The sequence below is a fragment of the Ensifer sp. GW821-FHT05G01 genome, from assembly GCF_059419585.1.
On sequence record NZ_JBWKSC010000004.1, the window covers coordinates 67,379 to 88,962 of the forward strand.

The window sequence follows — 21,584 nt, forward strand, 5'->3', positions numbered from 1 at the left end:
CCCTCATCCGGCCTGCCGGCCACCTTCTCCCCGCTTGCGGGGAGAAGGAAATCCGCGGCAACCGGCCGTACTCAAGGTTATGCTCTGACGCTGGCTTCGTTTCAGCAGCCAACGTGATGTGCCGGTGCCACCGCGATTCACGTCCCCTCTCCCCGCCTGCGGGGAGAGGGTTAGGGTGAGGGGCAAACCCGAGGTATGGGCAATCCGGCCACGCTTGACCCATTGTCAGCCAGCGTTCCTAAACCGGTGCCAGTGCCGCCGCACCCGAAAAAACCACCCTTGACTTCCCGCCCAAACGATCCATTTTATATCATATGATACGCAACAAAATTTCATAGGAGACGATCATGCCCAGCGCGCAGCCGGCTCTTGCCCCCGAACGGGATGCCGCAAGACATGAGGAAGCCGTCATCGTCAAGGCGGTGGTGAGGGCCTGCGACTTGTGGAAGCTGACCAACAAGGAAGCATCGCAGCTCTTCGATGTACCGATCGCCACCTGGAACCGGATGAAGGCTGGCGATTTCAAGGGTCGGCTCGATCAGGACAAGCGCATGCGTGCCAGCTTGATCGTCGGCATCTTCAAGAGCCTGCGCCTCTATTTCAACGGGCCGCTGACCTACCAATGGCCAAAGGCAGTCAATACCGGCCCTGTGTTTGACGGCCAGTCTCCGGTCGATCTGATGATCGAGGGCGGCATACCGGCGATGATGAAAGTGCGCCGCTATCTCGATGGCCTGCGCGGCGGCCTATGATCCCTGAGATCGATTTCACCGATCCGGCCACCGTCCGGCTGATCTCGACCGCCTATATCGACGAGCCGGCCGTCAAACCGCTTTGCGACGACGAAGACGATATCGAGATCCTCAACCGGCTGGAGGCGCTGACGTCGGCGCGGCTGAGCCCGCTGGCACTTCCGGCAGGCGTCAGCCCCGCCGAGCTTCTGAACGATAGTTTCGGCTATGGCTGGTCGCTGATCAACGCCGCCTTCTGCCACGCCCGCCCGCCGGGCAACCGCTTCAACACCGAGGATCGCGGCGCCTGGTATTGCGCCTTCGGCGACAATGCGCTCGAAACCTGCCAGGCCGAGATCGTCTATCACCGCACCCGGGCGCTGGCCGACGCCGGCATCTTTCAGGATATCGGCGCCTATCGCGAGCTGATCGCCGGCTTCACCTGCCGCTTCCACGATGTGCGCGGAGAAAAGGATGCCGCCTATCTCGGTCCCGACCCGGCCCTTGCCTATCCCGCCGGCCAGGCGCTCGCCGCGACAATCTTTGCCGATGGCGGCAACGGCCTGATCTATCCCTCCGCCCGCCACCCCCGAGGCGAATGCATCGCCGTCTTCCGCCCCGCTGTCATCCAGAACATCCGCCAGGGCCGCACCATCACCTTCACGTGGAAGGGCACGCGGGAGCCGGAGATCCGACGCGAAGGCTGAGGGTGCCGCAGCCGCGTTGCGTAAGCCAAGTGGTGCGCAAGCCCGAAGCGTTCAGCCGATCGTACAATTCTTGCCCTCATTCCGGCCCTGTGCCGGAACCCAGCCAGCCCAAGTCCTTGGGCTGAAAGACGCGTTCCTGACGTGAACGACGTCAGGTCACTCGATTCCGGCACAAGGCCGGAATGAGGGAAGTTGAACCGGTCACCCTCCCCGTCGAACATTTCGCGGTGGCCAACCGTCCGGCGCTTGGGAACTGGTCTAAAATGCCGCCCGTCGGCAGGCTGGCGAGTAGCTGAGCCGTACCAGCGGCGGCTGTGCACACCATCATCGGCAGATGTTCCACGCTTCCCGCCCGCAGTCCCTTCGCGTTTGCCGGGGGCGCCGTTACTGAGCGGCCTGGCAAGCCCTCAGCGCCTTGAAGGCGGCATCGGTTCCCGCCAGCTTCACGACAATGGGATTGCCGCCCGCGGGCGTAATCGTCACCGCCGTCTTCTTGGCCAGATCGTAGATGAAGTCAGGATTGTTGACCCACACAAACGCACCGCGATAGCCGTCCATCACCTGGCCCTTCGCCTCGCCACTGAATTTCTCGCCATCGACATCGAACAGAACCGCGAGCTTCTCGTCGGCTGCAACATTGGCATCAGCCTTTGTGTAGAGCGCCATGTAACCGCGCAGCGCCGCCGTTGCATCGATACCCATCTGAACTTGTGTCCCGTCTGCATTTGATTTCGTAATCAAGCATCCCGGTCCCATGTTGTCCTTCACCAGAATGTCCCAGCCGGCTTCCGAGCCGAATTTACTCTGGGCCATCGCACCCGTTGCAACGAGGGCGGTGAAAGCCACTGTCAGTCCAACTGCAATCTCCGTTTTCATAGCAATCTCCTTCTGGTTAGCAGAAATTACCAAGCCAAGCGCGGAGGACGCCGTTGAGGGCGACGCCAGAAAGGGTGCGCCGCAACGGCTTCAACACGAGTTTGCGGGCGAGAACAGAAACTGCAACTGCGGCATTCTAATGGAACCGAGAGAAATACTGTCGGCGTTACCGCCTGGATTGCACCGGCAATAAAATAATTCCGTGTATTAACCGCTCATTAAACTTGGAATCACCGGAAAGTTGATAACGTGAACGCGGCGGCTTGCTTTCGGGCATAGCCGTCAAACGCAGATCACGCAGGCAACCCTAGGGCGTTCGGCAACGGGCGCCCTTTGCGTTTCTCCGTCAAACGGGGCCGAGCAACGACACCAGATGCGATAACATCCTAACGCGAACCACGATACCGGAGTGCGTCGGCCACCAGCGCGAAGGCGGGTGAGGTCTGGCGTCGGCTTGGATAATAGAGGTGGTAGCCGGAAAAAAGCGGGCACCAATCTTGCAGAACCTGCACCAACCGTCCCGAAGCAAGATCGGCCGCCACGGCATCCTCGGGCAGATAGGCGAGCCCCAGCCCGCCGAGTGCCGCGTTCAGCCTGAGCGCGATGTTGTTGAAGACGAGCTGGCCCTCGACGCGCACCTTCACCTCGCGGCCCTCTTTTTCGAATTCCCAGGCATAGAGGCCGCCGTGGGTCGGCAGGCGCAGGTTGATGCAATTGTGCTCCGTCAGTTCCTGCGGCGTCAGCGGCGCTTTCCGCGTGGCGAAATAGGCGGGTGCACCGACTACGGCCATGCGCATGTCAGGCCCGATGCGCACGGCGATCATGTCTTTCGCCACCTGCTCGCCAAGGCGCACCCCGGCATCGTAGCGCTCCGAGACGATATCGGTCAGGCCATAGTCAACGATCACCTCGACATGGACATCCGGATAATCAGGCAACAGCCGCGCCAGCGCCGGCCAGAGGATGCGATCGGCCGCGTGCTCGCCGGCGGTGATGCGGATCGTGCCCGCCGGCTTGTCGCGAAACTCGCTGAGGGCTGCCAGCTCCCGGTCGATCTCGTCCAGCCGCGGGCCGATCGACAACAACAGCCGCTCGCCGGCCTCGGTCGGCGAGACGCTGCGGGTCGTGCGCGTCAAAAGCCGCAAGCCCAGCCGCGCCTCGAGCCCGCGGATCGTGTGGCTGAGCGCCGATTGCGAGACCCCGAGCTGCGCTGCCGCCTTGGTAAAGCTGCGTTCCCGTGCGACAGCAAGGAAGGCGATGAGGTCGTTGATCGACTGACGCGGCATTCATGAATTCCCCTCATAAGGCCTTGCGAGATTTACCATCTAATCCTGATTAATCCCACGCCTTAAATTACCTGAGACGACGCAACCACGTCAGGCCCGCCATCGGACCCCACATCAGGCCCAATGGGGGCCACGCGGCATTTACAAAGGATCGAGGCCATGAACATCAAACGCAGCGGCTGTGCAGCCTCGGCCAGGGGACCAGCCGAATATTTCACCGGCACGGTGCGGATCGACGCTCCCTTCAGCGCTGCCGCTCCGGCGCGCGTCGGTGGTGCCACCGTCACTTTCGAGCCCGGCGCGCGCACCGCCTGGCACACGCACCCGCTCGGCCAGACGCTCATCGTTCTTTCCGGCCTCGGCCGCGCCCAGCGTGAAGGCGGCCCGGTCGAGGAGATCCGCCCCGGGGACATCGTCTGGTTCGACCCGGGCGAGAAACACTGGCACGGCGCCTCACCGACCGCCGCCATGACCCATATCGCCATCGCTGAAGCGCTCGACGGCAAGGTCGTCGACTGGCTGGAGAAGGTCGACGACGCGGATTACGGTGCTGAAATCAAGGCAGAATAATCGCCAACCCTTGCGGCCCCCTCTCCAATCCCTGCCCCTCTCTATCCCTGAAACATCGTCATTCGCGACAAGGAACAGCCCCATGGAAAAGCGCACACTCGGCAAAAGCGGCCTTGAAGTTTCGGCCCTCGGTCTTGGCTGCATGGGCCTCAGCTACGGCTACGGCCCGGCGACGGAAAAGCAGGCGGCCATCACCCTGATCCGCACCGCCCATGAGCGCGGCGTCACCTTTTTCGACACCGCCGAAGCCTATGGCCCGTACCTCAACGAAGAGCTTCTCGGCGAGGCGCTCGGCCCCATCCGCGACAAGGTGGTGATCGCCACCAAGTTCGGCTTCGACTTTAATGAGCAAGGCGGGCAAAGCGGCATGAACAGCCGGCCGGACCAAATCCGCAAGGTCGCGGATGCAGCCTTGAAGCGCCTGAAGACCGATGTGATCGACCTGTTCTACCAGCATCGCGTCGACCCCAACGTGCCGATCGAGGACGTGGCCGGCACGGTGAAGCGGTTGATCGACGAGGGCAAGGTCAGACATTTCGGCCTGTCGGAGGCCGGGCCGCAGACGATCCGCAAGGCCCATGCGGAACAGAAGGTCGCAGCACTCCAGAGCGAATATTCGCTCTGGTGGCGCGAGCCGGAGGCCGAAATCCTGCCGCTGCTCGAAGAACTCGGCATCGGTTTCGTGCCCTTCAGCCCGCTCGGCAAGGGCTTCCTCACCGGCGCCATCAACGCCGACACCACCTTCGAAGCCAAGGATTTCCGCAATGTCGTGCCGCGCTTTGCGCCCGAAGCGCGCAAAGCCAACCAAGCGCTGGTTGATCTCCTCGCTCAGATCGCCGCCCGCAAGGAAGTGACGCCGGCGAAGGTCGCGCTCGCCTGGCTGCTGGCGCAAAAGCCCTGGATCGTGCCGATCCCCGGCACCACCAAGCTCCACCGGCTCGAGGAAAACATCGGCGCTGCGGCCGTGCGACTGAGCGCCAGCGATCTTGACGAAATCGACAGTGCACTCGCCGAAGTCACCATCGAGGGAGATCGCTATCCGGCCCACCTGCAGGCACGCGTCGGCCGTTGATCGCCAACAGCATGAAAGGACCAACAGGGATGGAAGGTATCAGGGACAAGGTCGTCGTCATCACCGGCGCCAGCAGCGGCCTCGGCGAGGCAACGGTTCGCCGGCTTGCCCGGGAAGGCGCCCGGCTAGTGCTGGGCGCGCGCCGCATCGACAGGCTGCAGGCACTCGCCGACGAACTCTCGCTCGGCAGGCAATCAGCACTTCAAACCGACGTCACGTCGTTCGAGGAGGTTACGCGCCTGGTCGACCATGCGGTCAGCCTCTATGGCCGCATCGATGTCATGCTCAACAATGCCGGGCTGATGCCGCATTCGCCGCTCGAGCGCTGCAAGGTGGACGATTGGGACCGCACCATCGACGTCAACCTGAAGGGCGTGCTCTACGGCATCGGCGCGGCACTCCCGCACATGAAGGCGCAGATGGGCGGCCACGTCATCAACGTCTCGTCAGTTGCCGGCCACAAGGTCGGCCCCGGCGGTGCGGTCTATGCCGCCACCAAGCATGCCGTGCGGGTGATCTCGGAAGGATTGCGGCAGGAGGTAAAACCCTACAACATCCGCACCACCATCATTTCGCCCGGTGCCGTTGCGACCGAACTGCCCGACAGTGTCACCGAAACGGACGTCGCGCAGAATGTGCGCGCCCTCTATGAGCGCGTGGCGATCCCCGCCGACAGCTTCGCGCGCGCCGTTGTCTTTGCCATGAGCCAGCCTGAGGATGTCGACATCAACGAGATCCTGTTCCGCCCGACCGCGCAGGAATACTGACGCGCATTGCTCTGGCTGCCCGAAACAGTTCGGCCGACGCAGGGCGCCGGCCGACAATCGTCGAGAAAAACCGGATAGGACCGCCCGGACTTACCGCGGCGCCAGCCCCTCCAACTCGTTCAGCCGCTTCATGGCCGCCTGTTGTGCCAGCAGACCGTAGTTGATGCCGCTCGCGTTCAGCGTACTGCCTGCCTGGTAGGGGAACTGGTTGAAATCGGAGAAGAACTCCTTGATCTTGCCCTGGACCGGGACGAGCAGCCACATGTTGCGGGCGAGGAAATCCATGGCTCCGCCCCCTTCCTTGATGCCGCGTTCGTAAGGATCCATTCTAAGATTGGCAATGTTCGCCCAGCTTGGCACCTCGCGCGTCGCCGTCGCAATGTTGCCCTCGCTGTTGATGGCGAAACTCAGCTTCCAGTCGTTCCAGCGGATGGCATTGAGATTGCCGCCCTGGTCGAAATAATAGACGGAGTCGCGCGGCGGTTCCTTTGCCTCGCCCTTGAGAAGTTCGGTCAGGTCAAAGCCGTCAAGGTGAACCTTGAAGGACTTGGTTCCCGCCTGGAAGCCTTCCTTCATCTGCCCCTTGACGTCGTTGATGCCGGCGGCCGTGGCGAAGGTCGGCAGCCAGTCCATCAGCGTCACGGGATCGTTGATCTGCGTGCCCGGCTTCACCACGCCCGGCCAGCGCACCATCATCGGGATGCGGAAGCCGCCCTCCCAGGTGGTGCCCTTTTCGCCATGGAACATCGTCATGGCACCATCGGGCCAAAGCGCGATCTCGGCGCCATTGTCGGTGGTGTAGAGCACGATGGTGTTCTCGGTGATGCCGAGGTCGTCGAGTTGCTGGAGAAGCTGCCCAACGTGGCCGTCATGCTCCACCATGCCGTCGGCATGGATGCCCTTGCCAGTCTTGCCAAGCGAGTCCGGCTTCAGGTGCGTGAAAATGTGCATGCGTGTCGAGTTGAACCAGACGAAGAACGGTTTGTCGGCCTTGTGCTGGCGATCGATGAAGTCCTTGGCGGCAGCCAGGAATTCCTCGTCCACGGTCTCCATGCGCTTGGTGTTGAGCGCGCCGGTGTCCTCGATCTTACCGTCGGCAAAGGAGTGGATGACGCCGCGGGGCCCGTACTTTTTCTTGAACTCCGGATCCTTCGGATAGAAGTAGCCTTCCGGCTCTTCCTCGGCATTGAGGTGGTAGAGATTGCCGAAGAATTCGTCGAAGCCATGGTTGGTCGGCAGGTGCTCGTCATGGTCGCCGAGGTGGTTCTTGCCAAACTGACCTGTCGCGTAGCCCTTGGTCTTTAGAACATCGGCGATGGTCGGCATCCAGTCCTGGATGCCGTGCGGGTCACCCGGCATGCCGATGGTCAAAAGACCGGTGCGGAACGGCTCCTGACCGAGGATAAACGAGGCGCGGCCGGCGGTGCAGCTCTGCTGGCCATAGCTGTCGGTGAAGATCGCGCCCTCGGCCGCAATGCGGTCGATGTTCGGCGTGCGGTAGCCCATCAGGCCCATGGTGTAGGCGCTGATCTGCGGGACGCCGATGTCGTCGCCGAAGATGACGAGAATGTTCGGCGGCTTGCCGTTGCCGGCGGCGGGCTGTTGCTGCGCCCTGGCCGCGTTGAGCGGCGCGCCGGAGCCGACCATGGCGGCAGCGGCAAAGATCGTGCCGCCGAGAAGCAGGCTGCGACGATCGACGTCGAGTGAAGTCTGGGTTTCGCTGCTGGATGGCTTATCGACATTCTCTACCATGCTGATCGTCTCCTGTTGGTGAGGATTGCAGTCGTCGATTGCGCTGAAACTCGGGTTTTCGAACTTTCCTGAAGGGGCCGCTCGGACGGCCGAGGCCACCTTTGCTTCGCCGGTCGGCACATGGCTGGCGGCCCACCGGTCACGCCGGAAAAACTACCACGCCAAAAGCGGATCGAAGGAGTACGTAACAGTTACGCAAAGGCGGTTGATCGCCAGGAATGCCGCTTCCACACCGGAACGGCACGCCGCAATCCGCATCGCTGCTGCACCTGGCCGCAAGCGAACACCCGGGCGCCGACGATACAGCACGGCAACAAGAACACGGCCGAAATTCGCGCTCTCCCTCCTGCCCGCAATGTTGCGGCAATCCGACCGCGCGATCTCTGCGGCGTCATTTTCCAGCCGCCCTGACGCATGACCAGGGATGCAAACTTGAGGATGTGAATGCCGATATCCCTGCTGCCGGCCGAGGCCGTGGAAGCCGATGCCATCCGCAATCTGAGGGTCGATGAGAGCCAGACGGATTTCATCGCCAGCAACGACGAATCGCTGGAAGAACTGGCCGAACGCCCGGAATGCGTCGGCTTTGCCGTCATGGCCGAGGGAGAGCCCGTCGGTTTTGCCATGTACGCGCTCGACCCTGACGACGGCAACCACTGGATCTACCGGCTGATGATCGACATCAGCCATCAGGGCAAGGGGTTTGGCGGCAAGGCGCTCGCCGCGTTGGTCGAGACGATGGCGACCATCCCCGGATGCGACGCGATCTATCTCGGGGTCTACCCGGACAACACCCGCGCCCACGCGCTCTACCAGCGCTTCGGCTTTCGCGAAACGGGCCAGAGCATCGGCGGCGAAACCGTGCTCAGGCTCGATCTTGCCGGCATGAAAACCTGATCCAGCGGGCAGTCGCGCCACCTCGACCAGCCCGGGAAATCCGCGATTCCACGGGGGCGGCGGCCACAACCACCAGTAAACTCAGGCGAGCAATGTGAGATTTTGCCGCACGCCGGAAATCGACAAATATGAAGCAATTATAATAGATTAAAACACATGTAGATACAAAGCCTTATCGGCGTGGACCGTTAACGGAGAAAATTCACATAACTTCAAGTTGCATGCTGTGGCATATTTGTGACAGCAACTCTGATCACTGCTTGCTAGAAGCCGGCACCCCATTAAGTGGTGCCAAATTCTACGGAGCATTGAAATGTCGCATAAGCTTATCCTTTCCGCCGCCATCCTGGCAGCGCTCGCAGCACCGGCCGTAGCAGCCGACGCCGTTGCGGACATCGCTCCCGCTCCGGAAGCGCAGGCAGCCGAGGCGTTCACCTGGACCGGCGGTTACCTCGGCGTTCAGGGCGGCGGCGGCTGGCTGGACGGCAAGTTCAGCGTTCCCGGCGCAAGCGTCAGCGAAGATTTCAACGGCGGCCTGATCTCTGGCTTCGTCGGCTACAACTACCAGTTCGGCGATTGGGTCATCGGCGCTGAAGGCGATCTGACCTACAACTGGAACGACAACAAGTACGACATCTTCGGCACCGACGTGAAGGTCGGCACCGACCTCGCAGGCTCGGTTCGCGCCCGCGCCGGTTACGCCTTCGACAACGCGCTCATCTACACCACCGCCGGCTGGACCGCGACGAGCGGCTACGTCGAAGTCCCGGGCATCGGTGACGTCGACCGTACCTTCAGCGGCTACACCGTTGGCGCTGGCGTTGACTACGCCTTCACCAACAACATCTTCGCCCGCGCCGAATACCGCTTCAACGACTTCGGCAGCAAGACGATCGAAGACGTCAAGGTCGACCTCGACCAGCACCAGGTTACCTTCGGTATCGGCGTGAAGTTCTAATCCTGCCCCACCGAAAGCCTTTTTGGCCTTAGGTTCGCGCCGCGCCTCTCTCCGAGACGCGGCGCTTTTCATTTGCAGCTCGCACAACGAGCAGAACCTTTCGCCGAAATGCCCTACCTCGACAACAGGTCAGCCCGAGGCCACGGACGTCGTCGCCACAGGCTGTTCTCCCGGCATCAGCTCGGCCATCATCCAATCGCAAAAGGCCAGAACACGGGGGTCCTGGGCAGAGCTTTCGGGATAGACGAGGTGATAGGCATAGTCCCCGGCGACGCTGACGCCGACGTCGAACAATTGCACCAGTCGCCCCTCGGACAGCTCGTTGCGGATCATCGCGAGATCGACGAGACCAACCGTGCCACCCGCGATGACAGCCTCGACCACATGGCTGGTGTCGGAGAAGGCAACGCATCGGCTGTCGTCGAAATCGTCGATCCCGGCCGCCCCCATCCACATCCGCCAGTTCGGCCAGAGCATGCCTTCGGTGGTGCACTCGACATGACACAGCGTCTGGCCGAAGAGATCGCGCGGCGTCTTCGGTTTTGCACCGGCCGCAATCAGGTTCGGGCTGCAGACCGGTGCGATCACCGCTTCGAACAGGCGCTCGGACCGTGTCCGTCGATATCGTCCGGAGCCGAAGCGTATGGCGATGTCGACATCGTCGGCGTCGAAATCCCTGATCTCGTCGGTGATGTCGAAGGTAAGCTCGATGGTCGGGTTGGCGGCGCGGAACTGCGATAGCCGCGGCAACAGCCAGTTGGTGGCAAAACGCGGGCTGAGCGACACGCGCAGCTGCCGGGCGCCCCGCTCCATCCGGCGCGCCCGGCCGACGGCCCGCTGCAGCGTCTCCAGCGCCTGGACGGCCGCCTCGAACACCACGGCACCCGCCGGTGTCAGCTGGATGCTGCGGCTGGTGCGGGTGAAGAGCACGAGACCGAGCTGGTCCTCGATTTCCTTGATCTGGTAGCTGACCGCCGCCGGCGTCAGCCCCACCTCGTCGGCGGCGCGGGTGAAATTCAGATGTCGACCGGCGGCCTCGAAGGTTCTGAGTGCGCGGGTTCCTGGCAGCATTCGGCTCATGGATCTTCAAACCAGCCTTGATGATCCCTCGAGAACTACTTGTTTTTCATCGGCCGATCAATGTCCGATGATCATCGTGAGAGATGCGGCAGCAGCCCCATCGCTAACCGGAACCCTGGAGCAACATCATGCCTGCCGGCTCAACCTCTTCCACCGCACAACGCAACGGTCACGCGGCAAGTGCTGCCGATCTCTCGCCGCTCGCCTTTGCCGGCTACGCCCACTTCACCGCCATGCAGGTTCGCGGCGGACAGGTGCGCGGCCTCGATCTGCATCTCGCTCGCCTGCGCAGCGCGTCGATCGAAATGTTCGGCAAGGCCCTGCCCGACGAAGAACTGCGCTCCCATCTGCGCGCAGCACTCGCCGCCTCGCCGGCCGACCACTCGCTGATGGCGACCGTCTATTCGCCGGCGGGCGAATTCACCGTTGCCGGGCCGGATGTCGGGCTCGAGGTGCTTGTCAGCACCGGTCCGGCCTCATCAGGTCCGAAAGGTCCGCTGGCGCTCCGGACTGTCGGCCACGAGCGCACGCTGCCGACCGTCAAGCACGTCGGCGAGGTCGCCAAGACCTACTATCTGCGCCAGGCCGCGGCGGAGGGATTTGACGACGCCGCCTTCGTCGACCGAAAGGGCCGCCTCACCGAAGCTTCGATCTGGAACCTCGCCTTCTGGGACGGTGACGCTATCGTCTGGCCTGAGGCCGAGATGCTGACAGGCACCACCATGAGCATCCTGCGGCGGCAACTGGCCCGGCTTGGCATCGCCCAGCGCACGCAGGAGATCAGGCCGGCCAACCTCGCGGGCCTTGCCGGTGTGGTGATGAATTCGTGGACACCAGGCATCGCCGTCAGCCGGATCGACCAGACACCTCTGCTTGACCCCTCGGCTTTCCTGGGGCTGTTGCATCGGGCCTACGAGGCCGAGCCCCTCGTCTCGCCATGACGGCACGGCTCCAGGCTGGCGAGCGCCAGAGCATTTCCAGGAAAAGTGCGAAGCGGTTTTCCGTCAGGAAATGCGTAAAAACAAGGTGCTGGAGCGTTTCTGCGACTCTGTCTAAGCCGGAAACGCTCTAGGTGCCACCGCCGGCGTCAGCGCCGCCTCATCGGCCGCACCGGCGGAATTTCGCCATCGCCGTTTACCTCGAAGGCGCGTGATACGCGGGCACGGGACCGTATCCGGCGCCTGGAACTTCAAGCGCCGTTTAACGATCCACAGAGACCACCTGTCCTTCAATGATCGATCCTGACACTCGCCGGTCGAAACGGACGAATTTCCGCCCCGCAACCCGGGATCTGCAGGCATGGCCGCCGGCAATGGCGGTGGCGCGCCCTGCGGAGCGCCGGCCACCATGCCGCAACACTGGCTATTCGAACTTCTCGGTGCTGTCCGCTTTACCCTTCACCCAATATCCCGATGCCTTGATCCAGGAGAGCGGGTAACCGCGTTCCTCGGTCAGATGCGCGCGGATCGCCCGCGTCACCGAGGCTTCGGCCGCGACCCAGACGAAGGTGTTGGGCTCGATGACGACGGAGCGCAGGACGGCGAGGAGCGCTGAAGCGTCGGTTGCCTGATGCAGCGGGCGATAGGCCCAATGGCATCTGAGCTCGGCCTTCGTCTCGAACGCCTGTTGTTCGGCAGGATCGGCGATCGCGGCAATGCTGGTGATGCGAGCGCCTGCGCCAATCTCCTCGATCCGTCGACCGATCGCCGGCAGTGCCGTCTCATCGCCGATCAGGAGCCAGCGCTCGACATTGGAAACGACGGCCGAACCGCGGGGCCCGCCAATGTTCAAGGCGTCGCCCGGGCGTGCATTCATCGCCCACTGCGTGATCGGCCCGGCCTCGTGCAAGGCGAAATCGATCACCAGAGTGCGGGCGGCCGTATCATAACGACGTGGCGTATAGTCCCGCCGTTCCTCGGTGCCATCGGCTGAAGGCACGATGATCTTGACGTGATCATCGGCCCCAAGGCTGACGAAATCGGCTAGGTCCTCGCCCGAAAGCGTGATGCGCAGCATGCCGGGCGTAATCCGCTCAGCGTCGGTAACGACGAGCGAACGTCGCTTGAGCTCGTGGCGCACGCGCTCGATCTTCGGGGCTGCTGCATTGTGGGAAGAGGTCTGTGTCGTGTCCATCGGTATCCTTTTGAGGCTCGTCGATGTCGATCCGCAGGACACAGTCGCGCAGACCGAAGCCGCTTGAGCCGTTCGATCATACGCGTTGAGTGACGTTAACGCTTACGTGACCGGACAGCGCCCGGCCATTTCGACCGTTGTAGCGGAGATGGCGCGCCGGTGCAACGCGCCGCGAGAGCGCATCGTGGCTGCGACGACCGAGCCGCAACATTGCGAAACGAAAAAGGCGCGCCCGCTTGAGCGGACGCGCCATTGACGAAAAGCAGGATGGTCGCGATCAGGCCGCCAGCGCCAACGCTTCCCCGCGGACGAGATCGCCGAGACGGCGAATGCCCTCTTCGATCATCTTGTCGTTGGCGCAGGAGAACGAGAGGCGCAGCGTGTTCTCACCGGAACCATCGGCAAAGAAGGCACGGCCGGGCACGAAGGCGACCTTGGCGGTCTCCAGCGATTTGGCCAGAAGTGCCGTGCCGTCCATGCCCTTCGGCAGCGTCACCCAGACGAACATACCGCCTTCGGGCTTGGTCCAGGTCACCCCATCGGGCATGTACTTCTCAAGGGCTGCCAGCATGGCGCTGCGGCGATGCTTGTAGACCCGGTGGATCTTGGCGACCTGGGCATCGAAGCCACGCTCGGCAACCGTGCAGATCGCCATCTGGTTGATGGTCGAGGAATGCAGATCGGCCGCCTGCTTGAGGAGCACGAGCTTTTTGATCACCGTTTCCGAGGCGCAGACCCAGCCGACGCGCAGGCCCGGAGCCAGCGTCTTGGAGAACGAGCCGCAATAGACGGTGCGGGTGTTGTTGATGTCACCCTTACGGGCGATTTCCAGCGCCAGGATCGGCGGGATCGCCTCGCCGTCATAGCGCAGCGACTGGTAGGCCGCGTCTTCGATGACGGCGATATCAAGCTCTTCGGCAAGATCGAGCACGCGCTCGCGCCCTGCCAGGTCCACCGTCTCGCCGGTCGGGTTGGAGAAATCGGCCGAGAGATAGGCGAACTTGACGCGGCCGCCGGCGGCTTTCGCCGCTTCCGCATAGGTCGCAGGCGTGCGGTTTCCGCCCGGGTTCAGCTGGTCGTAGTGCGGTTCATAGGCGTTGAACGCCTGCAGCGCGCCGAGATAGGTCGGCCAGGTCACAAGCGCCGTGTCGTTGGGCGACAGGAACAGCTTGCCGATATAGTCGAGGCCCTGCTGCGAGCCGGAGGTGATGAAGATGTTGTCGACACCGGCTGGAATGCCGATCTTTTCCATCTGCTTGGCAAGCCATTCGCGCAGCGGCTTGTAGCCTTCGCTGACGGAGTACTGCAAGGCAGCGCTTACGGCCGGGCCGGAGAAGATCTCCGCATAGGCGTCCTTGAACTCCACGTCGGGAAACAGCTCGGGATCGGGAATACCGCCGGCAAACGAGATGATGTCGGGGCGGTCGAGCAGTTTCAACAGTTCGCGGATCTCCGAGGCGCGCATCCGGCTGGAGCGCGTCGCGAATATGTGGTCCCAGTCGAGCATTGGGTCGTTTCCTCAAGGATTTTTGCAGCGGGCAGCGCCATAGGGCTCGCGTCCCGCATTCATTGTCTTTGTCCTTCGACAGGATCACGGCGGCTAATTTATGTCAATGTTGTTGACCTAAATCACGCGATTTTCTGGCCGCGCCGCCCCTCACCCAGCGTCATGCAATCGACGTTGCGTCAACCCCGTGCGACCCCGGTATCCCGGCGCTTACGCGTCGTCGGGCGACGTCCGCGTAACCGTTACAAACTTGTCCATCGCCAAAACAGGGCGCAGGCTCCCCCGTCAATCGTCTGCATATGACCGGACGCATTCTCGATCACTCAACGATAGGAGGATTACGCCATGAGTACGCATCAGGGAGACGACGATCAATCCGCGAACGGGCATCCGTCGGGGGTCAGCCGGCGAGACCTTCTGCTTGCCGGCAGCGCGCTTGCGGCAGCAGCGCTGACCACGTCGGGTGGAGCGACGCCGGCAAGCGCGCAGCAATCCACGTCGGCCGCGGCCAGCGGCGCCAAGCCGAACATCCTCATGATCATGGGCGACGATATCGGCTGGTTCAACCCGAGCATCTACCACCGCGGCATGATGGGCTATCGCACGCCCAACATCGACCGCATCGGCAACGAGGGCGCGATGTTCACCGACTGGTACGGTGAGCAGAGCTGCACCGCCGGCCGCGCCGCCTTCATCACCGGCCAGTCGCCGATCCGCACCGGCCTGACCAAGGTCGGCCTGCCCGGCGCCGATGTCGGCTTGCAGCCGGAGGACCCGACGGTCGCCGAACTGCTGAAGGCGCAAGGCTACGCCACCGGCCAGTTCGGCAAGAACCATCTCGGAGACAAGGACGAGTTCCTGCCCACCAATCACGGCTTCGACGAGTTCTTCGGCAATCTCTACCATCTCAACGCGGAGGAAGAGCCCGAGAACCCGGATTATCCCAAGAGCCCCGAGTTTCGCAAACGCTTCGGCCCGCGCGGCGTCATCCACTCCTATGCCGACGGCCGGATCGAAGACACGGGAGCGCTGACCAGGAAGCGCATGGAAACGGTCGACGAGGAATTCCTGGCCGCTGCGCTCGATTTCATCGAACGCCAGCACAATGCCCAGAAGCCCTGGTTCTGCTACTTCAATTCCACCCGCATGCACGTCAACACCCACCTCAAGCCGGAATCGGAGGGCAAGACCGGCAAGGGCGTCTATTCCGATGGCATGGTCGAGCATGACGGCATGGTCGGCCAACTCTTGAAGAAGCTCGACGATCTCGGTCTCGTCGAAAACACCATCGTCGTCTACACCACCGACAACGGTGCCGAGGTGATGACCTGGCCGGATGGCGGCAACACCCCGTTCCGCGGCGAGAAAGCCACCAACTGGGAAGGCGGCTACCGCGTGCCGACCTGCATCCGCTGGCCTAGCGTCATCAAGCCGAACACCATCTACAACGACATCGCCTCGCACTACGACTTCATCCCGACCTTCTGCGCGGCTGCCGGCGAGCCGGATATCGTCGAGAAGTGCAAGGCCGGCTATCAGGCCGGCGCCAAGACCTTCAAGGTGCATCTCGATGGCTACAACCTCGTCCCCTATTTCAAGGGCGAGGTGAACGACGCTCCACGTCGCGAGTTCCTCTACTGGAACGACGACGGCGAGCTGGTCTCCGTCCGCTTCCAGGATTGGAAGGTGGTGTTCAAGGCACAGGAAAGCACCGGTATCGGCGTCTGGCGCGACGCCTTCACCACCCTGCGCGCACCCAAACTCTTCAACCTGCGCGCCGACCCCTTCGAGCGTGGCGATGAATCGATCGAGTACGAGAAGTGGTTCTTCGACAGGGCCTTCGTGGTCGTGCCATCGCAGGCGATCGTTGCGAAATGGCTGACAAGCTTCCAGGACTTCCCGATCCGCCAGAAGCCTGCGAGCTTCAACCTCGACGACGTCATGGCCAAACTGTCCGGGTCCGGCAGCAAATAGGTGCGCAAGACAAGGACCAGGCCCCAGCGCCTGGTCCTTATGCCGTTTCGAGCACAACTGATCAGTCGGTGGCCTCGAGGCTTGCAAGGGCGTCGGCGATCCGCGGCGGCGCCTTGGGCCGCGCGTACATTCGCTCAAGATAGGCCTTGAGATTGGGGCAGCTGTCGATCAGCCCGACCTCGTTGCCCCAGTCGATCACATAGACGGTGACGCAATCGGCGATGCTGATCCGGTCGCCGACGACAAAAGTACGTCCATCCATGTGGCTCTCGAGCACCTGTGCCATCGCCGCAAACTCCTCCCGGGCAAGCGCGATGTCCTCGGGCAGCCGCTTGTCTTCGGGATACAAAAAGCTGTGCTTGGAGATCCGCCATAGCGGCTGCTCCAGTTCGGTGACGGCAAACAGCGACCAGCGATAGGCCTGCGCCCGCTCAGTCAGGTCGGCGGGCATCAGCCCCTTGGCGGCGTATTTCTCCGCCAGATACATCACGATCGCCGCGGATTCCGTCAGCACCATATCTCCATCGACGAGGACCGGAACCTTTCCGGCGGGGTTGAGGCGCAGGAAATCCGGGTGGCGGTTCTCGCCACCCAGCAAGTTGACGGGTATGAACTCGAAGTCGGCATCAAGTTCCTGAAGCGCCCAAAGTGCGCGAAGCGAGCGTGTCGGGCCCAATCCATAGAGTTTCATCATCTTGGCCTTCCTTCGTTTCGGTGGGTTTGCAGCGTCGCCAGGCGATCGAACGGCGGCCCTGAATGGCTGATGTGATCCTTGCGAACATGTCCGGCATCGAACTTTACATCCGTCCTGGGTGTTTCGATATCTTTCGCCAAGCCATGAGGGCGGATTCGGTTTCCCAGAGTTCCTGAAGGAGGTGCGGAAAAGGTTGTCCCGCCAGATCGTCGCAAAAATCTGCGGACCGCTTGCGCGTTCCGCCGTCTATTCGCGCTGCACGGCGAGACGCGTCGCCGATCGCGGCACCGCAGAAATGCGCCATTCGGCTGAAGCCGGAACGGGCGCAATATTGGCGCAATCGCACGGCCGCATATCAGCTGCTCGGGTGGAGCATTTCCAGGAAACGTGCGAAGCCGTTTTTCCTAGGCAAGTGCGCAAGCACGCTCGAATGATGCAGCCACGCAGAGGGAATTCCAGGTGACGACAGCCAGCAACGACACCATGACCTTTTACCGCGACAATGCCGAGAGCTACGCAGCGCGCGACCGCAAGCCCCCGGCCGATCGCCTCGGTGCCTTCATCGCCCGGCTGGCGCCCGGCGCCGCCGTGCTCGACCTCGGTTGCGGCGGCGGTCACGACAGCCTGCATCTGATCGAGGTCGGCCTTGACGTCACGCCCTGCGACGGCTCCGCCGAACTGGCGCACGCCGCGGAACAAAGGATCGGCCGCAAGGTCGAGGTCGTCACCTTCCAGGAGATCGAGTGGGACCAGAGGTTCGACGGCATCTGGGCCGAAGCCTCGCTGCTGCATGTGCCGCGAACCGAACTGCCCGACGTGCTGGTGCGCGTTCTGAGGGCCCTGCGCCCAGGCGGCCTGATCCAGGCGAGCTTCAAGGCGGGCGAACGGGAAGGCCACGACCGCTTCGGCCGTTACTTCAACTATCCCTCGGCCGCCTGGCTGCAGACCTGCTTCGAATGGGCGGGATGGTCTGACATCACGATCGAAGAGGCTGACGGCGGTGGCTACGACAACGAGCCGACCCGCTGGCTGCATGTCAGCGCGACCCGCGCCGATTGACGGCCCGACGCGCCGAATGATGGCGAGAGCCGGCAATCGGCGACGGCCCTGAAAATCAGGCCGGCTGTCAGTTCGCTGTCCCGAACATGGCGTCGACGAAATTCTCCTTCGCCGCCGCCTGATCCAGCGAGCGACCTCGGCTGAACACAAGTGTTCTCCGCGCATTGCGTCCGATGACGACGACTGTCACTTCGACGATGGCGTCGTCATCGGTCGCGGCTTTCACCGCTGTCCGCAAGGCTGCCATGCCGCGAACCGTGATTGGCTCCCACTGCGAAGTGATGCTGACATCAGGGGCTACGGCGTTTTTGATGGCATCCGCGAACGAATATCTTCATCGCCAACAGGGCCGTGCTGATCCTGTCCCACCAGATAGTACCAAGCTGCCACGCCGACGTCCTCTCGCCCTTTCCGGCAGTAATAGCAAAGCACACGCTTCCGCGAAGTTGCGCGAAGTGGAAGGAGAAACCCTTGGGTTCACTCGCTGAAACGATTGCCGTGCGCGATCCACGCGGTTCCAAGGCCGAACACACTCGAAGGCCGGACACTCGAACGAAACCCACCGATCGCCGTCGACCGGCCAAAAATCTTCGATCCGCCTTGCTGTCCTACGCCTCGCGGCTGAAGTAACTCAGGATTAGAAGCGTACAGATCGCCCCGATGATCAGGGCGTCGAAAAGTGCAAAGTGCTCCAGAAAGCTTGGCATGGCACATCCTCCTTCCAACTAAACCTATGAGAGCATATTTTTGTTCCGATTGGAAGGTTTTCTGGGAAAATATACTTTATTGATCAATATCAAGCCCGAGACATGACTCTGCATTGCAGCATTAAATTACTGCAGCGCACAAAGATATTGCCGGGAAAGCGGACCGAAGCCGCAACCAGTAAGCGTGCCATATCCATCGCAAGCGACGACGAAACGGCCACCAGGACCGCTGGCTGCCTTCTCCGCTCGGTTGAGAGCGTCAAGGCACGCGCCAGAGACAGGCGCGAAGGCAAAGGTCGGGAACACCGTCCGCGGACGCTTGCTACCAAACTTCGACGATAGACCCAGGAGGACAGGCTCGGATGATCTTCCGGCCAGGAGAAATCCGCGGAACGATGCTCACGCGTCGATCAAGGATCTCGACGCCGCCAGAAAGCGTGAGGGGCCTGCCGAAGCTGAGCCATGGCTAGCCGACAGGTTTCCGTCATCGATACGCGCTAAAGGTCAGGCGGCCGGCTGGACCGATTTGACGCTGCCGTTGCCGTCGACGATGCAGTTGAACTTGCGTCCGCCGGCGTCGAGATCGACGCTGTAGGAGGCTGCATCCAGCTGGCGCGAGCTTGTCGGCAGAACCTTGCTGCTGTCGACCTGGGCGGTGCCCGCAGCCGCATTGGCGCAGATCAACTGCAGATCGGCCGGTGCCGTCTGCAGGCTCGTGCGCGCCATCTCCTCAGGCTTCGGTGGCGACGACGACTGGCAGCCACCGAGAAAGGCAAGGCCGATGCCCGCCGCCAAAATCCAGCTTTTTGAACGCATTATCCCCTCGCTCACCAAGAATTATCCCCTTGTGGATCCAGTCGCTCCCGGACTGGCCGTCCCCTGCCCCGATCGGTCGGCGATGCCTCCTCAACCATGCGCACCTGATACGCCCCGCAGAATGCACCGGACGGGATATGCCTCCCGGACGCGCCCTGCCGTTTCGCCTGTCCGGATCCCTTCTTCAAACACCCTTGTAGAGCGCGGCCCCCTGCATCAGCACGATCACCTTTGCGCCCACCTCGACCCGCGAATGCAGGTCGGTGACGTCGTCATTGTTCAGGCGGATGCAGCCGGACGACACGTCGAGCCCGATCGTCCACGGCTCCACCGTTCCGTGGATGCGGTAGATCGTGTCCTGGTCGCCCTCGTAGAGGTAGAGCGCGCGGGCGCCGAGCGGGTTGTCCGGGCCGCCGGGCATGCCGGCTGCCCATTTCGCCGCGTTCGCATCGCGGGCCACCATTTCGGCCGGCGGCGTCCAGGTCGGCCACTCGGCCGTGCGCCCGACGCGCACGATGCCGGCCCAGCCGAACCCCTCGCGCCCGACGCCGATGCCGTAGCGGATCGCCTGCCCTCCGGGCTGGACCAGGTAGAGAAAGTGCTGGTTGCCGTCGATGATGATCGTGCCCGGCTTTTCCGCCGTGCGGAACGGCACCACCTGCCGGCGAAAGGCCTCGGGCAGCTGGTTGTTGCGGGCATAATATTGCCGGGCTTTCTTCTTGTCGTAATTGACCCATTTCTTGGTTCTGGCGTCGTAGATCTGGGTCTGCGCCAGCGCTGCCGGCGGCCCGAAGCAAAGGCCCGCGGCCAGCATCACCAGCCCAAGCTTGCGCGTCCGGGTCATGAAGGAGGAGCCTCTTCGATCCGCTGTCGTCTTCATGGTTTCGCCCACCCGTCGATGCGTGCCGCGTTGTCATCAACCCATTTCTTCGCGTAGTCGGCCGGCGCCTGACGCTCGACCTCCAGCGCGTAGCTCATCTTCGTCACTTCTTCCGGCGAGAAATCCACCTGATCCAGGAACTTGGCGATCTCGGGGTGTTTCTTGCCGAAGCCCGTGGCGTAGGCGATCTGGAAATGCGCCGCGTCCCAGGAGGTCGCCGCCGTCGACTTGCTGATCCACAAGGGGTCGTCGGCACCGACGATCTTCCACTTGGCCGGATCGTGCGGCGGTTCCTCGATCCGGGCGATCTTGTGCAGTTCAAAGACGTGGTGCGGCGCATAGCAGTAAAACACCATCGGCCGCGCGGTCGCGATCGCCGCATCGACACCCGCCATTGCCACCTCTTCCTCCGCCTCGAACAGCGTCAGGTTGGCGCTGTAGCCGTAGCTGTTGGCCCGGGTCCGCTCGATGCCGGTGGAAAGCCAGGTCGGTGCGCCGATCCACAGCTCACCCTTGCCGTCGCCGTCCGTGTCGAGGATCTTGGTCTTCTCGGGGTCGCTGAGGTCGGCGATCGTCTTGATCGTCGCTGCCGCCTCCGGCGTGGCACAGAGACCCTGCCAGGCCGGCACGCTGCGCGCGCCGAGCGTCGCGACACCCTTTTCGGTCACATACTTCTTGACGATGTCGCCGAAATTCGGCTGCCAGACTTCCGGTTGAATATCGACGTCACCGGTCTCGAAGCCGACGAAGGCGTTGAGCGTGCCCAGCTCCTTCACCTCCGCATCGAGGCCGAATTTCTTGGCGATGCTGACTTTGAGAATGTTGGCCGTCGCCTGGCCGGACGGCCAGTTGGGCATGGCGATCACCAGATCCGCCGCCGCAGCGGGAGCAGCGGCTCCCAGCAGCAGCGCCAGGCAGGCCGACATGCAGAACTCAATACGTCTCTTCACAGTCCCCTCCGAGCAGCTTGACCGATCGACTTGAATGACTTGCGAATGCGCATGAAATGCTGTGCGGGTCGCGGGCAATGCCCGCACCCTATGGAATGCAACTGTTCCCGTGGCCGGGCCGCTTTCCGGCCCCGGCAGCGTTTCCCGCCGCCCTGTCTTCTTTGGCCG

21 protein-coding genes are annotated in these 21,584 nt (G+C 62.8%); 10 read left to right on the forward strand and 11 right to left on the reverse strand.

Annotated features, from left to right (window positions below):
• The first annotated feature begins 347 nt into the window (after positions 1-347).
• Entirely contained in the window at positions 348-752 is a 405-nt protein-coding gene (locus AC07UR_RS11545; protein ID WP_173420435.1) for an antitoxin Xre-like helix-turn-helix domain-containing protein, read from the forward strand.
• The gene (locus AC07UR_RS11550; protein ID WP_209790836.1) at positions 749-1,438 is read left to right on the forward strand and encodes an RES family NAD+ phosphorylase; all 690 of its coding nucleotides are present in this window, start codon (positions 749-751) and stop codon (positions 1,436-1,438) included. Before AC07UR_RS11545 ends, AC07UR_RS11550 begins: the two co-directional genes overlap by 4 nt.
• Before the next feature lie 384 nt (positions 1,439-1,822).
• Here the strand turns inward: AC07UR_RS11550 and AC07UR_RS11555 are convergent, their stop codons facing one another.
• Positions 1,823-2,314, reverse strand: a complete 492-nt coding sequence (locus tag AC07UR_RS11555) for a hypothetical protein (RefSeq protein WP_173420437.1) — start codon at positions 2,312-2,314, stop codon at positions 1,823-1,825.
• 386 nt (positions 2,315-2,700) lie between these two features.
• The gene (locus tag AC07UR_RS11560; RefSeq protein ID WP_209790835.1) at positions 2,701-3,600 is read right to left on the reverse strand and encodes a LysR family transcriptional regulator; all 900 of its coding nucleotides are present in this window, start codon (positions 3,598-3,600) and stop codon (positions 2,701-2,703) included.
• A gap of 159 nt (positions 3,601-3,759) precedes the next feature.
• On the opposite strand from AC07UR_RS11560, the gene AC07UR_RS11565 reads away from it, so the two are divergent.
• The 3 genes from AC07UR_RS11565 (at position 3,760) to AC07UR_RS11575 (ending at position 6,009) form a co-directional block, all read left to right on the forward strand.
• Complete coding sequence (locus tag AC07UR_RS11565; protein ID WP_173420439.1) at positions 3,760-4,170, forward strand: (R)-mandelonitrile lyase; 411 nt, start codon at positions 3,760-3,762, stop codon at positions 4,168-4,170.
• 82 nt (positions 4,171-4,252) lie between these two features.
• On the forward strand, positions 4,253-5,242 hold the full coding sequence (locus AC07UR_RS11570; RefSeq protein ID WP_209790834.1) for an aldo/keto reductase: 990 nt from the start codon (positions 4,253-4,255) through the stop codon (positions 5,240-5,242).
• A 29-nt stretch (positions 5,243-5,271) separates the two neighbouring features.
• Positions 5,272-6,009 carry an SDR family oxidoreductase gene (locus tag AC07UR_RS11575; protein WP_209790833.1) on the forward strand — a complete coding sequence of 246 codons (738 nt, stop codon included), beginning with the start codon at positions 5,272-5,274 and terminating at the stop codon, positions 6,007-6,009.
• Positions 6,010-6,099: 90 nt separating this feature from the next.
• Here the strand turns inward: AC07UR_RS11575 and AC07UR_RS11580 are convergent, their stop codons facing one another.
• Positions 6,100-7,761: an arylsulfatase gene (locus AC07UR_RS11580; RefSeq protein WP_209790832.1), complete on the reverse strand. Its 1,662-nt coding sequence runs from the start codon at positions 7,759-7,761 to the stop codon at positions 6,100-6,102.
• A 444-nt stretch (positions 7,762-8,205) separates the two neighbouring features.
• Here AC07UR_RS11580 and AC07UR_RS11585 point away from each other — a divergent pair, with 444 nt between their 5' ends.
• Entirely contained in the window at positions 8,206-8,658 is a 453-nt protein-coding gene (locus AC07UR_RS11585) for a GNAT family N-acetyltransferase (RefSeq protein ID WP_209790831.1), read from the forward strand.
• A 313-nt stretch (positions 8,659-8,971) separates the two neighbouring features.
• A complete protein-coding gene (locus AC07UR_RS11590; protein WP_173420444.1) occupies positions 8,972-9,616 on the forward strand; it encodes an outer membrane protein in 645 nt (214 codons plus the stop codon).
• Between the two features lie 129 nt (positions 9,617-9,745).
• On the opposite strand, the gene gcvA is transcribed toward AC07UR_RS11590, so the two are convergent.
• Positions 9,746-10,696, reverse strand: a complete 951-nt coding sequence (gcvA, locus tag AC07UR_RS11595; RefSeq protein WP_209790830.1) for a transcriptional regulator GcvA — start codon at positions 10,694-10,696, stop codon at positions 9,746-9,748.
• Positions 10,697-10,824: 128 nt separating this feature from the next.
• Between gcvA and AC07UR_RS11600 the strand changes: the two genes are divergently transcribed.
• On the forward strand, positions 10,825-11,637 hold the full coding sequence (locus AC07UR_RS11600) for an aminotransferase class IV family protein (protein WP_209790829.1): 813 nt from the start codon (positions 10,825-10,827) through the stop codon (positions 11,635-11,637).
• 421 nt (positions 11,638-12,058) lie between these two features.
• On the opposite strand, the gene AC07UR_RS11605 is transcribed toward AC07UR_RS11600, so the two are convergent.
• Positions 12,059-12,829, reverse strand: a complete 771-nt coding sequence (locus AC07UR_RS11605) for a siderophore-interacting protein (protein WP_209790828.1) — start codon at positions 12,827-12,829, stop codon at positions 12,059-12,061.
• Positions 12,830-13,106: 277 nt separating this feature from the next.
• Positions 13,107-14,336: an aminotransferase-like domain-containing protein gene (locus AC07UR_RS11610; RefSeq protein WP_209790827.1), complete on the reverse strand. Its 1,230-nt coding sequence runs from the start codon at positions 14,334-14,336 to the stop codon at positions 13,107-13,109.
• A 345-nt stretch (positions 14,337-14,681) separates the two neighbouring features.
• On the opposite strand from AC07UR_RS11610, the gene AC07UR_RS11615 reads away from it, so the two are divergent.
• On the forward strand, positions 14,682-16,310 hold the full coding sequence (locus tag AC07UR_RS11615; protein ID WP_209790826.1) for an arylsulfatase: 1,629 nt from the start codon (positions 14,682-14,684) through the stop codon (positions 16,308-16,310).
• Positions 16,311-16,371: 61 nt separating this feature from the next.
• Here AC07UR_RS11615 and AC07UR_RS11620 read toward each other — a convergent pair whose 3' ends face one another.
• Complete coding sequence (locus AC07UR_RS11620) at positions 16,372-17,004, reverse strand: glutathione S-transferase family protein (RefSeq protein ID WP_209790825.1); 633 nt, start codon at positions 17,002-17,004, stop codon at positions 16,372-16,374.
• Between the two features lie 483 nt (positions 17,005-17,487).
• Between AC07UR_RS11620 and AC07UR_RS11625 the strand changes: the two genes are divergently transcribed.
• Positions 17,488-18,063 carry a class I SAM-dependent DNA methyltransferase gene (locus AC07UR_RS11625; RefSeq protein ID WP_209790894.1) on the forward strand — a complete coding sequence of 192 codons (576 nt, stop codon included), beginning with the start codon at positions 17,488-17,490 and terminating at the stop codon, positions 18,061-18,063.
• A gap of 67 nt (positions 18,064-18,130) precedes the next feature.
• Here the strand turns inward: AC07UR_RS11625 and AC07UR_RS11630 are convergent, their stop codons facing one another.
• From AC07UR_RS11630 to AC07UR_RS11645, 4 genes are all read right to left on the reverse strand, one after another.
• Positions 18,131-18,310, reverse strand: coding sequence for a hypothetical protein (locus tag AC07UR_RS11630; protein ID WP_209790824.1), 180 nt, complete (start codon positions 18,308-18,310; stop codon positions 18,131-18,133).
• A 964-nt stretch (positions 18,311-19,274) separates the two neighbouring features.
• Positions 19,275-19,586 carry a hypothetical protein gene (locus tag AC07UR_RS11635; protein ID WP_209790823.1) on the reverse strand — a complete coding sequence of 104 codons (312 nt, stop codon included), beginning with the start codon at positions 19,584-19,586 and terminating at the stop codon, positions 19,275-19,277.
• A gap of 184 nt (positions 19,587-19,770) precedes the next feature.
• Positions 19,771-20,430 (reverse strand): L,D-transpeptidase, encoded by a 660-nt coding sequence (locus AC07UR_RS11640; protein ID WP_412728388.1) that lies wholly within the window; start codon positions 20,428-20,430, stop codon positions 19,771-19,773.
• 32 nt (positions 20,431-20,462) lie between these two features.
• Complete coding sequence (locus AC07UR_RS11645; protein WP_234941889.1) at positions 20,463-21,392, reverse strand: ABC transporter substrate-binding protein; 930 nt, start codon at positions 21,390-21,392, stop codon at positions 20,463-20,465.
• Positions 21,393-21,584 lie beyond the last annotated feature (192 nt).